At 32.6% G+C, this 17,540-nt stretch carries 10 protein-coding genes; all 10 read right to left on the bottom strand.

Features of this window, described 5'->3' with window-relative positions; translation table 11 throughout:
• Positions 1-17: 17 nt before the first annotated feature.
• Complete coding sequence (locus tag V6251_RS07305; RefSeq protein WP_341587617.1) at positions 18-389, bottom strand: VanZ family protein; 372 nt, start codon at positions 387-389, stop codon at positions 18-20.
• Positions 382-762, bottom strand: coding sequence for a glycine cleavage system protein GcvH (gene gcvH / locus V6251_RS07300; RefSeq protein WP_145003626.1), 381 nt, complete (start codon positions 760-762; stop codon positions 382-384). Before gcvH ends, V6251_RS07305 begins: the two co-directional genes overlap by 8 nt.
• 63 nt (positions 763-825) lie before the next feature.
• A complete protein-coding gene (sov, locus tag V6251_RS07295) occupies positions 826-8,025 on the bottom strand; it encodes a T9SS outer membrane translocon Sov/SprA (protein ID WP_341587616.1) in 7,200 nt (2,399 codons plus the stop codon).
• Between the two features lie 6 nt (positions 8,026-8,031).
• Positions 8,032-8,613 (bottom strand): Holliday junction branch migration protein RuvA, encoded by a 582-nt coding sequence (gene ruvA / locus V6251_RS07290; RefSeq protein ID WP_145003633.1) that lies wholly within the window; start codon positions 8,611-8,613, stop codon positions 8,032-8,034.
• 48 nt (positions 8,614-8,661) lie between these two features.
• Complete coding sequence (locus V6251_RS07285; RefSeq protein WP_341587615.1) at positions 8,662-10,959, bottom strand: NADP-dependent malic enzyme; 2,298 nt, start codon at positions 10,957-10,959, stop codon at positions 8,662-8,664.
• Positions 10,960-11,145: 186 nt separating this feature from the next.
• On the bottom strand, positions 11,146-12,072 hold the full coding sequence (gene queG / locus V6251_RS07280; RefSeq protein ID WP_341587614.1) for a tRNA epoxyqueuosine(34) reductase QueG: 927 nt from the start codon (positions 12,070-12,072) through the stop codon (positions 11,146-11,148).
• 2 nt (positions 12,073-12,074) lie between these two features.
• Complete coding sequence (locus tag V6251_RS07275) at positions 12,075-13,397, bottom strand: cytochrome P450 (protein WP_341587613.1); 1,323 nt, start codon at positions 13,395-13,397, stop codon at positions 12,075-12,077.
• 60 nt (positions 13,398-13,457) lie between these two features.
• Entirely contained in the window at positions 13,458-14,480 is a 1,023-nt protein-coding gene (gene ruvB / locus V6251_RS07270) for a Holliday junction branch migration DNA helicase RuvB (RefSeq protein WP_341587612.1), read from the bottom strand.
• 136 nt (positions 14,481-14,616) lie between these two features.
• Complete coding sequence (locus V6251_RS07265) at positions 14,617-16,407, bottom strand: cytochrome c oxidase subunit I (protein ID WP_292947676.1); 1,791 nt, start codon at positions 16,405-16,407, stop codon at positions 14,617-14,619.
• A gap of 33 nt (positions 16,408-16,440) precedes the next feature.
• Positions 16,441-17,517: a cytochrome c oxidase subunit II gene (locus V6251_RS07260; RefSeq protein ID WP_145003652.1), complete on the bottom strand. Its 1,077-nt coding sequence runs from the start codon at positions 17,515-17,517 to the stop codon at positions 16,441-16,443.
• Between the last annotated feature and the right edge of the window lie 23 nt (positions 17,518-17,540).

Below are 17,540 nucleotides of genomic sequence, written 5' to 3'. Positions count from 1 at the left end.
GTCAAAAAAACAAGGTATTAGTTGTTTTTAACTTTCAAGTTTGTAATTAAATTAATTAATAACACTGCTAATAGTGTTCCTATAATATTTGCTATAACGTCTTTGTAGTCTGCTTGTCTAGTTTGTGTTGTCACCTCCTGTAATATCTCAATAATTATGCCAAATGCTATGGAAAAAATTACTGTTATCTTAATGGCTTGAGGTTTACTTTTTTTAAAAGTTGTAAAAAAAGTATAAAACCATAAGCAAGTAAAAACAAAATAAGCAGCTGCATGAATTACTTTATCATTATTGTTTGGCATTTCTATAACACCCTTTACCGTTATCAAACATGATACTAGTAAAGCAATGCTATAACCAATACTAATGACAGGAAGTAATTTACGCACCAATTAAAGCCTTATAGTCGTCTGCTGATAATAACTTGTCTAATTGAGAGGCATCAGATACTTTTACTTTAACCATCCAACCGTCACCATAAGGATCTGTGTTTACTTTTTCTGGCTCATCTTCCAACGTATCGTTAAAAGCTACAATTTCTCCAGATACAGGTAAAAATAAATCTGAAACTGTTTTTACAGCTTCAACTGTACCAAATACTTCATCAGCCTCAAGAGTTTCATCTAACGTTTCTACTTCAACGTAAACGATATCTCCTAATTCGCTTTGTGCAAAATCTGTAATTCCAACGGTAATTTGGTCTCCTTCAATTTTAACCCACTCGTGGTCTTTAGTGTATTTTAATTCTGCTGGTATGTTCATTATATATTTATTAAGTGAATTGCAAATGTATCTAAATGACTATTAATTTCAAACAATGCTTTATTAATTTCCAAAATTATATCGTAACGTTAATCCTGATCTAATAGTTGTTTGAGGAAATGCTGTTGAAATTGCATATTCAGAGAAAGAATAATCAAAATAAAACACACCTGTTAGGTTTTTACTAAAGGCATATTCTGCATTGTATTTAAGACCCCAAATAGTTTGACCGTTTGTAATTTGATTATTTTCTAGGTCTAAATAACGTATGATGGTTTTATTATCTCTTACAGATAAATCTGCAGACATAATTAAATCTGAAACAATCGCTTTTTTAGGACCTGCTAAATTAGATTTAATACGTAAATCTTTAATACGATATCCTAAACCAACAACGTACTCGTTACCTGCTATTTCTGTCATTAAATTATTATCAAAACTTAATGATAGCATTCTATCTTTTCTCATTTCTAATAATATTCTAACCGAGTTTTTCATTTCCATGTCAAAACGGAATAACGGACTAAACATCTCTGTAAGGGTTACGCTGCTATATAAGTTTTCACTTTTAAAATTTCCTGCTTGATCTAAATCTTCGCTAGGTTGTAAGTCATAATCTAGTCCATAGTCTATACCATCAAAATCTAAATTTGTTCTAAATTGTCCTATACTATAACTTGATCTATAACCATGTGTTAAAGAGAAACGTTTGAAACGTTTTTTAAACCATTTCATTTTCATGAAACCAGAATATTTTACGTCCCAGTTTGGAATTGGCACGTTTCTTAATGCACCAAGTTTAGTTTTACTTGTTTTTTGACCTGTATAAGCACTTACAAATGCTGGTAATAATACTTGTTGACTTGTTTTACCAAAACCTTTAGGATAACCGTCAGCATCAACATCGTTTGGATCTGACCCATTTTGTACTGCTAGTCGTCTTGCTATGTCTAACCTATTACTTCTAAAGTCATCAAAAGCTTGAGAACTAGTCTCGTCACTCTTACCAAAAGCAGTTGGCAATGTAAAAGATGAAATACTAAAATTACCAAATGTATTAGGCGTTAATGATAAGTATTGTCCGTTTTCTACTCTGTAATTTTCTGTGTAATTTTCTGCGTAAGTCCTAAATCCGACTAAATCTATTTTAAGATCACTAAATGGCTCAAGGTTAGCTGAAAGATCTAATTGCTTAGTTTGGTTAGTAGTATACTGCTGGTTAAAATCTGGAAAAGCAGTTAACCAACCATTTCTGGCAGCTAAATCTCTAACATCACTTTGACTTCCAAAAGTGTAACCTATAGTAGGTTTTGCTGTTCCTAAAAAACCTGGAGTTTGTAAATAACCTGGTAAAAAAGTACCATTAGTCTCGCTATATACTGCTTGAATACGTTTTATTGAGGTTAATAATCCGATACCAAAATTACCAATTTTAGATCCTATCCCATCATCTGCTTTTTTAGCCTTCTCTTTTTCTTTGTTTGCAATACCTGGAGGTCCAGCAGTTCTAGATGTTCTAGCAACTTTATTTCCTCTAGATTTAGATTTAGCAGAAATTCCTAAATATTTATACAACTTATTCATGTCTAAAGTTGAATTAATATTATGTGTATTTCCGTTTGATATTGTGTTTCCTAAATTATAAGTCAATCCATCGTTACCAACTAAATTACCAAATAAGTCAGACCCTTTTTGCCACTGGAACAATCCTGAGTAAGAATAGGTTGCTTTTAAAAAGCTTAAAGTTGGTATTTTACTAAGTGGAATCTCATAATTAATTCCAATTTGTTGTTGTTGTCTATTTGGATCTCCAAAATCAAAGAAACCATCCCATACGTCTAATAATGGATCTGGCTCTCCATTTATAATATTATCTTTGAAGTAATTTCTAACAATATTATTATTTGACGAAGAATAATTTACCTGAAGCGACTTTGTTAAATTCCAATTAAGATTGTATTGGTAGTCAAAATTATAATTACGTCTATACAGTTCTTCTAATCCAATATTATTTCCTGTTAAATCTAAATCTCTAAATTTTTGACGATTAAATTGTCTATTTAAATCTGTATTTATAGTAAAACTAGCAGGTAATACATTAAAGTTTAATTCTTTTAAAAACTTCCAATACTTACCAGTAAATAACGAATCGTTTTTCTTGAAAGGTTCAATTAACTTAGGTTCAAAATTATAAGCGTAATTTACACCTGCTCTAACCTGTTTGTCAACAGATCTTTCAATCTCAAAGTCACGATGCTCCATTTTGTTATAAGAATAATTTAGCGTTAAGTTTTCTACATCATAAAAACTTGGTTTAGCCTCTCCTGTTCTATTCTTTTTAACACCTATAAAGTTTATACTTTTACGCTTTGTGTATGTTTCCGATTGTTCTAAAATCAAATCTCTTTCTGCATCATCAACAGCAGCATCCAAACGTGTGTCTAACTCAATATCTTCGTATTGTTGATCATACTTTGGTGTAATCACTTCCACTCCTTGACCGTAATTAAACGGAATTTGAATTCCCCATTTTTTAGGTAGTAATTGACCAACATTTACATTAGTTACTACATCATATTGTTTACTATCTTCAAGACTACGCTCATTTGGTCCTTGGTTTACATTTCCAAATCCAGCAGTACTCATTCTTCCAGTTGCACTTACACTAGCAAAATCTGCTAATTGTGTATCAACCGTAACTATTGCTGCCCAACCACCTTCGTTTTCTAGTTCTGACAAACGCAATTCGTTAAACCAAATCTCTCCACATTGTAAGTTATTTGTACCATTTTTGACACCAACCATTAATGTTCTAACATCTCCAAAATTAGGATTTCCTTTTATAGCAACACGTTGTTGTCCTAAAACATAACCTCCATATTGATCTATAACTGGGACTAAATCGCCACCAACTACATCATAAAAATTTGCTGTACCATCCGTTAATGTTTGGTTGCTTATCCCTAAAGACTTTATACGTTGTAAAATTTCTAATTCTATATTAATTTCATTCTCTTCTGGCCAATACGCTTCGGCAGATCCACCTCCATTATACACTTTTAATGGTACTTCTATTTGATAGTAATTTTCAGTAAGGTCATTACCCATTCTAATAAAACCTACTAAGTCAGAATCTGTAAGTCCAGGTGTTTCTCCATCTCTGGCATGCATAAACATTCTCAGTTTTTTGTACTGACGCATATCTACACTAATATTTTTAAATACTGCTCTAGAGTCTTTAGCTTTAAGATCACAAACATCTACGACAAGTGCTTGTTCATTTTGTCTAACAATAGTGTTGTTATTGTTAAGCTGCTCTGGCACTACACTTGGTGGCGAAACATAACTTCCGTCATTTTCTTGCGTACTTACAGCACCAACAGTAAAGGCTGTATCATCAAAATCTAAAGGTGTTGCACCACCATCTAATGACAATTGAAAACGTCTCCAATCACTACGAACCAGCTCTAATGTTCCAAATCTTAATGTTGTTTGTTGCTGAAAATCGTTAAGGTACATTCTAGAAAATCTTATAGAACGTAAATCCGTAATACCATTTACAACAAACTCGTCATCTGTACGAATAGGAATTCTAAACTGATACCATCTAGGATATTCAGTCTCTCCATTTGGTAATACTCTTGGATTGTTAGTATCTGTTACGTTTTTTGTATCAACAATATACTCGTTATTAATATTTAATGATGCTGGAGTTATATCAATTTGATACTCAAAGTAACTATCAATAGTATTCATGGTATTATCTCTATTGACATCCTCTACATCTGGTTGCGTTGTTGACCCTCTATTGGTATCACTAAATGCATCTGGAGAGTTACCATCTACACCATTATATAATTTGTATCTGTTAAATACGTCACCTTCTGCATTTAAATAATAGTCATAATTATCTTTTGCAGGATCTGCTAGTCCAGAAAAACCTGAAGGAAACTTAGCAGATTCCTCAACATCATCATATCCATCAAATCCAACATCTTGATTGGTTCTTTCTTGACCTGTTGTATCAAACGCATAAATTAAGGCTTGATTTTGTGGCACTACAGATTGAAACACCGTTTCTGGCAGCAAACTAATATTTCCATCTTGAGGTAAACCGTTTTCATATTGTTTACGTCCATCCTTAAGCACATCTTCTGATATATTACCTAAGTTAATAAATAATTTTCCACCAGGATTTCCTGGGTTTTCCTGAAATGGATCCTGTAACCAAAACTCGATATATTCAACATTTGCTTGTTCAAAATCCGTAGATGTAATCTGTCTTGTTATTCCAGCCCAACTACTTTCTGGGTTTGGTATTACACCACTTTCTGTACCTGGCTCAAAGTTATATGGACCTCGTTCTTGAGGATAATATGTTAAATCTAAAGTATTTAAAACTGATGTTTGACCTTGAGCAATATCCTGTTGTGGAAACAGCTCGTTAACAAAAACGCGACTAGTATATAATCCTGACATATCATCATCTGATATTCCTGATGGTCTTTGACTACCATAAAATATAGGATCAATAGTATACCAGTTAAGCATGGCTCTACCATAACCGTTTTCTATTCCGTTATTATCTAACGCTGTAGAATTATTTACATTAAGTGGTCTACTTGATAAGCTCCAAGATTGTGCAGATTTAAGGTCTATTCCGTTTTGTGTACCTTCAAAATCATCTATATAAGCAGTCGCTTCTCCATTAAAATCTGTCCCTTTTGGTGCACCTGGTAGTAAGTATGCAAAATCACCTCTAACAGAAATATTAGATGGTGCATCTGTATCAATATTAGGCAATTTATTAACTAACCTAGATAAAAACGGTACTTCTGAAGAATAATTAGCATTAAAACCAAAAATGGTATTGTTTATAGGCTCATTAGCATAATTAGCTTTTTGAGTAATTGGACGTTCATTTAAATTAATATATGTTCCTCCAATTACAAAATTGTCATTAAACTTATGTTCTACATTTAATCCTGTATAACGTTTAGTTTGCTGTCCAAAAATCGAATTATTTTCGGTTGATACTTCAATTGGAATGTTGGATGCTTTTAAACCTTCATCAATAATATAAACACGTCCTAATTGGTAATTAACTGTATAATCTTGTCCTTCTACTAAAACACGTCCTCCAGCTGATACACGAACGGATCCTCTTGGCACATTAAATCCTCCAATTGGGATTCCGTCTCCACCTGAAGATTTATAACGTCCTTTAATTTGGAATTTATTTTTTTGACTCTCGTCTAATGCTGCTGTTTTGGTTGCTTTATAAAGTAAATCATAGACATACTTTTCTTGATTGGCATTGGCATATATATCTGCTTCATAATCCGACGCATTATTACCTGTGTTACCGTCGTTATCTAAAACATCAAATAAATAACGTCCAAAAGGTTCTATTTTAGTAAAGACAATTTTACCGTTTTGCGGAATTACAGTAATGCCTGAAACAAAGTCAAAGAAACCGTCTCCATTAGTTTGTGGATCGTTATTGTAATTTAATCTATCAAAATTAAATAAGCGTAATAATGTGGTTTGATCTATAGGTTCGCCTTCAAAATCGGTTCCGAAAGGCGTACCTTCTACAGCAGTAATATAGTTTACAGGAGCAGATTCGTTATAAAAAATATTTAATTTAAAATCTTCTTGAGTTAATTGAAAAGCGCCTGTATCGTAAACGTTTTTCATCATTAAATCCCATATTGGTTGAGAGACACTAGTGATACTACTTTTTAATAGTTTTAATACTAATGCATTATTTGTAACATTAGTAACTTCTCCACTTGAATTTACAGCAACATCTGTTGCTCCAATACCATCATTTGCAAACTCTCCTACTTGAAACACTTGTCCTCCGACTGTATATTGGTAAGCAACCGCTAAGACTTCGTCATTATTTAATCTTTGGTTTAAAGAAATATAACCCAATTGTGTGTTTAGGGTATATTCTTGACCTTCTATTAATTTTCTAGTATTTTCTTGCTTTGCATAATCAAAACCTTCATTAAAACCTGAAATTGAGATTCCGCTTTGCGCTGTTGCAATATCTCTAATTGCATTATTTAATTGTGATCCTGCGTTACCAATGTTAGTTGGATCTAATCCATTGTTTCCGTTATCCGGAAATGCATTAGGTCCTCCTGTAACAGAAACGCCTGGATTACCAATGATACTGGTTTCTCCTAAATCTTGGAAAGCGACAAAGTTTCTAACATTTTCAGTACGATTACTTCTGTTAGTTATCCAAACCTCTATTCTTGTTATTTGAATATTATTATTAATAAAAGGGTAATTAGATAGTGCTTGATCGTAGTTATTACGGAAGTATTGTCCTAAGAAAAAGTGACGATTCTCATCATAATCTCTAATAAAAAACTCAAACTCGTCTAATGTTCCGCCACCTTGAGCAGTTACAGACCTAGCGTCAGAACGCTGATCAGAGAATACTCCTGTAATTGTTGTTTTACCAAATTTTAATTGTGTTTTTACACCAAATAGACTTTGTGCTCCTGAAATTAAAGAGCTATTAATTGGCATACTAACGTTACCAACTTCAATTTTTTGAATGATATCATCTTCGGTTGGTGTGTATTCTAACTTAATTAAATTTTGAAAATCAAAAGTAGATTGTGTGTCGTAATTAGTTGTTACTTGTAATCTTGATCCTACTTTACCAATCATACTTAGACTGATACGTTGGTCAAAATCGAATGAAAAATTACGTCTGTTTCTTGGAGAAAACGATGGATTATCCTGTTTAGTAAATAGGACACCTAAATCCATTTCAACAGTACCTTGTGGTATTATGGATATTGGTCCTTCACCAAAAATACTTTCAAAAAAACTGGAGTTAACATAAAACTCTGGTATTAAGTTTTTCTGAGCTTCTTTTACATCTCCTTTTTTACCGTCGTAAGCATCAATCTTATCCTTATAATACGATTTTAAATTCTGGCTTGATACTAATTCTAGATACTCATCTGGTGTTAGAATTACTGGATAATTAATATTAAACTCTCCAACAGTCTCAGTATATATGTATCTATCCGTTACAGGATCATACGTGTATTTAGATTGTATACTTGATGGATTTTGCATTTGGATATTCCCTAAACTAAAACCAGTTTTGGTACTATCTTGTTCTACTTCATTTTCTTCTTGAGCAAAAGAAAATACCGAGACTAACAATGCAAAAGCAGTTAGTAAAAAATGTTTAAGGGATTTATAAAAGCTAAGTTGACTTGTATTCAAAATAAATTATAAATTTTTTAGGGCTAGTTTGATGATTGTTTCTACGTTAGCTTCTGGTTGGTCTTTGACAATTTTATCCAGTACTTTTTCTGCTTGTTTTTTAGCAAAACCTAATACTTCTAAAGCAGATAACGCTTCATCTTTGTTAGTATTGCTTTGACTTACAGAAACTTCGTCTATATCGTAAATTTTTAAGATTTTATCTTTTAAATCTATTATTACTCTTTGCGCTGTTTTTATCCCTATTCCTTTAATAGATTGAATTAAAGCAACATCATCCACAGCAATACCTTCTCTAATTTGTTTTGGCGTTAAAGATGATAACATGGTTCTTGCTGTATTTGCACCAATACCACTTACAGAAATTAAAAGTCTAAATAATTCTCTTTCTGATGTTGAAGCAAAACCATATAAAGTATGCGCATCTTCCCTTATTTGAAGATGCGTATATAACTTTAAATTTTCTTGATTAGGAATTTGAGAATAGGTATGCAATGATATATTTAGCATATAACCCACTCCGTTGCAATCGATGACTACATCTGTTGGATTTTTCTCTACTAACTTTCCTTGTATGTGTGTAATCATAAATTTTTGTTAACTCTCCAAATGTAAGAAAATTATCTTTACATTATTTTAGTTCTTGTTTTCTAAGTTTTTTTCCCACTTTTCTTTCTGTTGCGCATCTATTACTGCTATTGCAGTCATGTTTACAATTTCGTCAACACTTGCATGTAGTTGTAAGATATGTACAGGTTTACGCATTCCCATCATAATTGGTCCAACTGACTCTGCGTTGTTAAGTTCTTTTAATAACTTATAAGTAATGTTTGCAGACTCTAAATTAGGGAAGATTAAAGTATTTACTTTTTTACCTGCTAGTTTAGAAAACGGGAAACTATCTGTTAACATTTGACTGTTTAAAGCAAAATCTGTTTGTAACTCTCCATCTACTAATAAGTCAGGATGTCTTTTATGTAAATAGGATACTGCTTCTCTAACTTTAGTTGCTGTTTGGTCTTTTGATGATCCAAAGTTAGAATAAGAAGTCATTGCCATAATTGGCTCCATTCCAAACATTTTAACCACTTTAGCAGTCATTTGCGCTATTTTAGTTAAATCTTGAGCTGATGGGTTTATATTTATTGAAGTATCACTTAAAAACATAGGACCACGTTGGGTCATCATAACATTTGTTGTCGCAATTCTTGTGGATCCTGGTGCTAATCCTATTAGCTCCAACATTGGTTTTACAACCGAAGGATAACTACGAGAGTACCCTGAAATTAATGCATCTGCATCACCTTCATTAACCATCATTGCTGCATAGTAGTTACGTTCTCTCATTAACTTTTCAGCTAATAACAACGTTACTCCTTTTCTTCTGCGTTGTTCCCAATATATTTTTGCGTACTTATTTTTTTGTTCAAGTTGCTCGTCAGATTTAGGATCAATAATTAGTACATCTGCATCAAACTCTAGCTCTTCTTTTAAGCGTTCAATTTCTTCTTTTCTACCTAATAAAATTGGTATAGCAACACCTTCTTCGTAAACTATTTGGGCTGCTTTTAATACATCTAAAGAATCTGCTTCTGTAAAAACAACACGCTTTGGATCTAGCTTAGATCTGTTTAATAATAACCTTACAATCTTATTATCGTTACCTAATCTATCTAATAATTGCTCTTCATATTTTTTCCAATCTTCAATTGGCTCTTTAGCCACACCACTTTCCATTGCAGCTTTTGCTACAGCTGGAGGTACAGTTGCTATTAATCTTGGATCAAATGGTTTAGGTATAATATACTCTTTACTAAACGTTAGGCGTGTTTCGCCATAAGCAATATTTACTTGTTCTGGTACTGACTCTTTAGCTAAGTCAGCCAATGCTTTTACAGCTGCCATTTTCATAGCTTCGTTAATTTTAGTTGCTCTAACGTCTAAAGCTCCTCTAAAAATAAACGGAAATCCTAGTACATTATTAACCTGATTAGGATGGTCACTTCGTCCTGTAGCCATAATAATATCCTTACGCGTTGCAATTGCTAAATCATAACCAATTTCTGGGTCTGGATTAGCCATAGCAAATACTATAGGATTTTTAGCCATAACTAATAACATGGCAGGCGTTACAATATCCGAAGTTGATAAACCTACAAATACGTCAGCGTCAATCATTGCCTCATCCAATGTATCAATTTTACGGTGTGTTGCAAACTCGGCTTTTTGTGATGTTAAATTATCTCTGTCATCTCTAATTACACCTTTACTGTCTAACATGACCACATTTTCACGTTTAGCACCAAATGCTAAATATAAACGCGTACATGATATTGCTGCTGCACCTGCACCACTTACTACTATTTTAACGTCCTCTATTTTTTTACCAGAAAGCTCTAAGGCATTTAATAATGCTGCTGCAGAAATAATTGCAGTACCATGTTGGTCATCATGCATTACAGGAATATCAAGCTCCTCTTTTAAGCGTCTTTCTATTTCAAAAGCTTCAGGTGCTTTAATATCCTCTAGGTTAATACCTCCAAACGTTGGAGCTATCATTTTTACCGTTTGAATAAATTCTTCAACATTTTCAGTGTCCACTTCAATATCAAAAACATCAATATCTGCGAAGATTTTAAATAATAAGCCTTTACCTTCCATTACTGGCTTAGAGGCTTCTGGACCAATATTACCCAATCCTAAAACTGCGGTACCATTAGTTATTACTGCTACAAGATTACCTTTAGCTGTATATTTATAAACGTTATTAACGTCTTTTTCAATTTCTAAACAAGGTTCTGCCACACCTGGAGAATAAGCTAAGGCTAAATCCCTTTGGGTTGCATATTTTTTTGTTGGAACTACTTTTATTTTACCTGGAGTTGGCTTTGCATGATATACTAAAGCTTCACGACGTCTACTTTGTTTGCTCATAATTTCACTTTAAGTTTTAGTGAATTACAAATGTAAGTTTTTAAGACGTTTGAACATAAAAAAATGAGAGAGACTTTGAATAATCTTTCAATAATTTTAAACTAATAATAACACGATTTTGTGTTATTATATTTTATTAGAAGTATTGAAAACAATGGGAATATAGCGTTACAAAAGCTTAATATTTTATTTTACAAACTCAATATTACGTTTTAAACCCTCAAACTTTGTCCGTTTTACAGCACTTTTTTGAAACACTTTTTTAAAAACCTCTTCAGTAATCTCTTCCCAATCTTTTTTTACCATATCTAACAAATCTGGGTGAGGATTAAAAAGAGGCTCACTATGAGGCTTAGAAAACTTATTCCAAGGACAGATGTCTTGACAAACATCACAACCAAACATCCAATCGTCAAACTTACCTTTCATTGTGGTCGGTAACTGCTCTTTAAGTTCTATTGTAAAATAACTAATACATTTACTACCATCAACAACGTAAGGCTCTGTTATGGCTTGCGTTGGACAAGCATCTATACATGCTGTACAAGTACCACAATGGTCCGTAACAATGGAATCGTATTCCAAATCTAAATCAATAATTAACTCTGCTATAAAATAAAAAGAACCAACTTGTTGGGTCAATAAATTACTATGCTTGCCTATCCAACCTAAACCTGATTTAGCAGCCCATGCTTTATCTAAAACTGGTGCAGAATCTACAAATGCACGTCCTGAAACATCACCTATTTCTTGCTGAATAAAATGAGTTAATTCTTTAAGTTTTTCTTTAATTACAAAATGATAGTCTTGACCATAAGCATATTTGGATAGTTTTGGTGCTTTTGTGTCTTTTTGAACTTCTGAAGGATAGTAATTTAATAAAAGTGATATCACAGATTTAGAATCCTCCACCAATTTTGTTGGATCTAAACGCTTATCAAAATGGTTTTGCATGTAACCCATTTGACCATGCATATTTTTATTCAGCCAGTTTTCTAGTCTTGGTGCTTCTTTTTCTAAAAAACCTGCTTTACTAATACCACAAGATAAAAAACCTAAGCGTTTAGCTTCGGCTTTGATTTGTGTTGTGTATTTAGATTTGTTATCCAGCATTATTATCTTATATGAAAACTAAGCTGTGCATTTTTAGGTTTCAAAGTGATTAAAGGTGTAATCTTAATATTATCAAACTCAGGTTGAATTTTAAATTTTTTGACTAAAGCTGTAACAGCTATAATCATTTCAAACATAGCAAAATTGTTTCCAATGCATTTTCTTGGACCAGCACCAAAAGGAAAATATTGACTAGAAAACTGTCGTCCACCATCTGCAAAACGCTCAGGTAAAAAAGATTCTGGATTATCCCATAACTTTGGATGTCTATGGATTTCGTAAACCGAAAACAGTAAATTACTACCTGGTTCAAATTCCATTTCATTAAAAACATCCTTCTCTATATTTACTCTGTCAATAAAATATGCTGGTGGGTACAATCGCATGGACTCTTCAAGGACTTGTTGACATACTTTAGACTGTGATATTCTAGTCATCAAATCTGCTTTATCACCACCAAGTTCAATAAACTCATTATGGATTTTATCTTGCCATTCAGGATGTTTTGCTAATAACTGAAATGTAAAAGTTAAAGCATTGGATGTGGTTTCATGACCTGCAGTAAAAATTATTAAAATCTCGTCAATTAATTGGTCTTCTGTCATACCTTGACCATCTTCATAGCGAGTTTCTAAAAGCATATCAAGTAAATCGTCATAACGTTTACCGGAAGCTTTACGTTGATCAACTATGCGTTTTAATATAACTCTAGCTTCTTCTGATAAATCTAAATGTTTTTTTAAAGTGCCACCAATTTTAAACCACCATCCTAAATAAGGTTGCCTTAACTCTTTAACTAGCATGCGTTGATTTGCTTCGGTTATATACTGTAACCGCTCCATATCCTTATTTTTGGCTGCTTGAGTGAACAAAGATTTAACAACTGTTTGAAAGGCTAAATCATTAAGAATTGGAAAAAGATCTATGGTTTTATTACTTTCAACCTTATTAAATTCTGAAATAATCGTCTGCTGCATACCATCTAGCAAATTTTGCAATTGCTTTTTATGAAAAGCTGGTTGCATCATCTTACGCTGTTTTTTCCATTTTTCGCCTTCAGACGTTAAAAGACCTTCACCTACATATTTTACTAAATCTTCAGTTTGAATTTTTGATTTTGTATAGTTTTTTTGATTTTTTTGAAGCACGTATTGCGCAAAAGCAGCGTCTCTACAAAAGTATATCTTAGAATTAAAACCTACATTAAGTTTAAATACATCACCAAACGCTTGAAAGTTTTTATTATGAAAAGGCAACGGGTTTTTAAGAATCTCTAAAGAATGCTTAATAAATTTTAATAGTGAAACTTCTGGAATCTTTTTCATTTATCTAAATAAGAGATTATTATATATATCCAAAGTTTTAGTGTTTTACATTAAAGTTTATTAAAACAAACCTCCTTGAATTGGACCTTTAATTTTTCCTAAATGTTTATAAGCCAAATCCGTGACCTCACGACCTCTTGGTGTACGCATTATAAAACCTTGTTGTATTAAAAAGGGTTCGTAAACTTCCTCAATAGTCTCAGTACTCTCACTAACTGCGGTTGCAATAGTGCTAATACCAACTGGTCCACCCTTAAATTTTTCTATTATAGTAGATAGAATTTTATTATCCATCTCATCCAAACCATATGCATCAACATTAAGCGCTTCTAAGCTATACTTTGCAATTTTAATATCGATACTTCCATTACCTTTTATTTGTGCAAAATCTCGGACTCTACGCAGCAGTGCATTAGCAATTCTAGGTGTTCCACGACTACGACCTGCTATCTCGATTGCTGCTTCCATTGATATTGGAACATTTAATATATCTGAACTACGTTGTATGATAGTTGTTAGTAATTCTGTATTATAATATTGTAATCTGCTTTGTATACCAAACCTTGCTCTCATAGGAGCTGTCAATAAACCTGATCTGGTTGTCGCACCAACAAGTGTAAATGGGTTTAGGTTAATTTGAACCGTTCTAGCATTTGGGCCAGACTCAATCATAATATCAATCTTATAGTCTTCCATTGCAGAATATAAATACTCTTCTACAATAGGACTTAAACGATGAATTTCGTCTATAAAAAGAACATCTCTTTCATCAAGATTGGTTAATAAACCTGCTAAGTCTCCTGGCTTATCTAATACAGGACCTGAGGTAACTTTAATACCAACACCTAACTCATTTGCTAATATGTTTGCTAAAGTAGTTTTACCAAGTCCTGGAGGACCATGAAATAAGGTGTGATCTAGTGCTTCATTACGACCCACTGCTGCTTGAACAAAGATTTGAAGATTTTCTAATACCTGATCTTGACCTGTAAAATCTTCAAAAGATAGAGGTCTTAATTGTTTTTCGACATCAAACTCTTCTGGAGTAAAATTATCGCTAGTTGGGTCAAGGTTATCGTTCATGTTAATGTTCCGCAAAAGCGGTAAACTTATAAATTATATAGCTTAAATAAAGCCAAGGAATAATATAAGCAAATATAAAGAAAAAGCCTTTCTGTTTTTACAGAAAGGCTTTTCAATATGATATTAGATTTAAAATCTAGTGTTGTAATTCTTCTTCTCCTTCTTTTAAAGGAACAATTTGTGGAACAAAATCATCATCATGTCCTGGTTTGCTATAGTCATAAGCCCATCTGTGAACTTCTGGTATAGCACCTGGCCAGTTACCATGTACATGTTCTACAGGTGTAGTCCATTCTAGAGTATTAGATCTCCATGGATTTTGAACAGCTTTCTTACCATAAAATATACTTGAAAAGAAATTGTATATAAATACGATTTGGAAAATACTACCAATAATAGCAAATAAAGTAATAACAACGTTTACACTAGCTAAATCATCAAATAAAGGAAAGTTAGTGTTTGTATAATAACGTCTTGGTAAACCAGCCATACCTATAAAATGCATTGGAAAAAATACTCCATAAGCACATACCGCAGTTATCCAAAAGTGTACATATCCTAAATTTTTGTTTAGCATGCGTCCAAACATTTTAGGGAACCAATGATAAACACCTGCAAAGAAACCGTAAAGTGCAGAAATACCCATCACTAAATGGAAGTGAGCTACTACAAAGTAAGTATCATGAACGTTAATATCTAATGCACTATCTCCTAAAATAATTCCAGTTAATCCACCTGTTATGAAAGTAGAAACTAATCCAATAGAAAACAACATTGCTGGATTCATTTGAAGATTACCCTTCCATAAAGTGGTTATATAATTAAATGCTTTTACCGCTGATGGTATAGCAATTAACAGCGTTGTAAATGTAAATACAGATCCTAAAAATGGGTTCATTCCTGAAATAAACATATGGTGACCCCAAACAATTGTAGATAAAAATGCAATTGCTAATATTGAAGCTACCATTGCACGATAACCAAAAATAGGCTTACGAGAGTTGGTTGCGATAATTTCTGAAGTAATACCTAGTGCTGGCAATAAAACAATATATACTTCTGGGTGACCTAAGAACCAAAATAAGTGCTCAAATAAAACAGGAGAACCACCTTGGTAATGTAATACTTCACCTTGAATAAATATATCTGATAAGAAGAATGATGTACCAAAACTTCTATCCATTATTAATAATAATGCTGCAGATAGTAATACTGGGAATGAAATAACACCAATAATTGCTGTTACAAAAAACGCCCAAATTGTTAAAGGTAATCTTGTCATAGACATACCCTTAGTACGTAAATTAATAACTGTAACTACATAATTTAAAGATCCTAATAAAGAAGAAGCAATAAATATAGCCATAGAAACTAACCACATTGTCATACCTAATCCAGAACCTCCTTGAGCCATTGGCAGTGCACTTAAAGGTGGGTAAATTGTCCATCCTGCTGCAGCTGGTCCAGCTTCAACAAAAAAAGAACATACCATAATAACACTTGAAGTAAAGAATAACCAATATGAAACCATGTTTAAAAAACCTGATGCCATATCTCTTGCTCCAATTTGCAATGGAATAAGTAAATTACTAAAAGTACCACTAAGACCTGCTGTAAGTACAAAGAAAACCATTATAGTACCATGAATAGTTACTAATGCAAGATATATATCTGCACTCATTACACCATCTGGAGCCCATTTACCTAATAAAGCTTTAAACAATGGATTTGATTCTTCAGGCCAAGCAATTTGCATACGCATCATGATTGACATTACTACTGCTATGATTCCCATGATAAGTCCAGTAATAAGATACTGCTTGGCAATCATTTTATGATCTTGACTAAATATATACTTAGTTATGAATGTTTCTTTATGATGATGACCATGATCGTCATGTCCATGTTCTTCTACGTGTGCTGACATAATCTAAAATCTTTAAATTTAATTTCTTGTTATTTAATTTTTTACTAATGAATCTACAAAAAGCTTTTGCTCTTTCATCCACTCATCATACTCCTCTTGTGTTTCCACTATAATTTTCATTTGCATGTTATAGTGAGACGTTCCACAAATCTTGTTACATAATAGTAAATAATCAAACTCATAAGGCTCTAAACCTTCTTTACCCTCAGCAATTAAAGATTGGCTCTTCTCTGTTCTGATTTTGTTGATATTAGCTACTTTATCTTGAATTTCTTGCGTTTCACGCATTTCAGCAGTAGTTTTAGAAGGAGTAAAACCAAACTGAGTAATCATACCAGGAACACAGTTCATCTGAGCTCTAAAGTGAGGCATGTAAGCAGAGTGTAATACATCTTGAGAACGCATTTTAAATAAAACAGGTTTTCCTACTACTAAATGTAACTCTTTAACAATTACATCATCTTGAGCATTAGGGTCAGACTCATCCACACCTAATTCATTAGCTCTATTGATATCAATTAATCTAACATTAGCTTTACCTAAAGCATTATCAGGACCAGAATATCTAGCTTTCCAATTAAACTGTTGCGCGTATAACTCAACAATCATAGGATCTGATTCTTCATCAATATTCATGATGCTTGTCCAAGTGAATAATCCTTGAATAATTAAACCTGCCAATACAATTACAGGTATAATAGTCCATATAGCTTCTAATTTATTATTGTCAGCATAAAACAAAGCTTTTTTACCTTTTTCACCTCTGTATTTAAAAGCGAAATAATGAAGCAAAAACTGAGTAATTGTTTGTACAAAGAAGATTACAATCATAGAAATGATCATTAAACTATCAATACCAGGTCCATGCTCTGAGGCAGAATTAGACATTAATGGTAAGTCTCCCCATTTAACAAAACATACTATTGTAATAACATAAATGAAGATTAAAAAACCTATCATTAAGTAACCGTTTATACGGTTATCGTTATCATTTGCTACTTGATTATTATCGTTTGTCTTACCTGCTTGTGTCAAATCAAAGATTTTAACCATTTGCCAGATTGCAACGAAAATAAATACTAAAACTAAAATTGATAAGAAAGTCGTCATTGTTATCGTTCTTCTTTATTTTA

The sequence above is a fragment of the Olleya sp. Ti.3.14 genome (assembly GCF_038154885.1).
Classification (GTDB): domain Bacteria; phylum Bacteroidota; class Bacteroidia; order Flavobacteriales; family Flavobacteriaceae; genus Olleya.
This window is presented reverse-complemented; position numbering and strand designations above follow the sequence as displayed.

What these genes read in the sequence shown, in the direction of transcription:
- ruvA (WP_145003633.1), bottom strand. Translation starts at nt 8,613, where the DNA reads ATGATTACACACATACAAGGAAAGTTAGTAGAGAAAAATCCAACAGAT.
- ruvB (WP_341587612.1), bottom strand. Translation starts at nt 14,480, where the DNA reads ATGAACGATAACCTTGACCCAACTAGCGATAATTTTACTCCAGAAGAG.
- V6251_RS07265 (WP_292947676.1), bottom strand. Translation starts at nt 16,407, where the DNA reads ATGTCAGCACACGTAGAAGAACATGGACATGACGATCATGGTCATCAT.
- V6251_RS07275 (WP_341587613.1), bottom strand. Translation starts at nt 13,397, where the DNA reads ATGAAAAAGATTCCAGAAGTTTCACTATTAAAATTTATTAAGCATTCT.
- V6251_RS07260 (WP_145003652.1), bottom strand. Translation starts at nt 17,517, where the DNA reads ATGACGACTTTCTTATCAATTTTAGTTTTAGTATTTATTTTCGTTGCA.
- gcvH (WP_145003626.1), bottom strand. Translation starts at nt 762, where the DNA reads ATGAACATACCAGCAGAATTAAAATACACTAAAGACCACGAGTGGGTT.
- V6251_RS07285 (WP_341587615.1), bottom strand. Translation starts at nt 10,959, where the DNA reads ATGAGCAAACAAAGTAGACGTCGTGAAGCTTTAGTATATCATGCAAAG.
- queG (WP_341587614.1), bottom strand. Translation starts at nt 12,072, where the DNA reads ATGCTGGATAACAAATCTAAATACACAACACAAATCAAAGCCGAAGCT.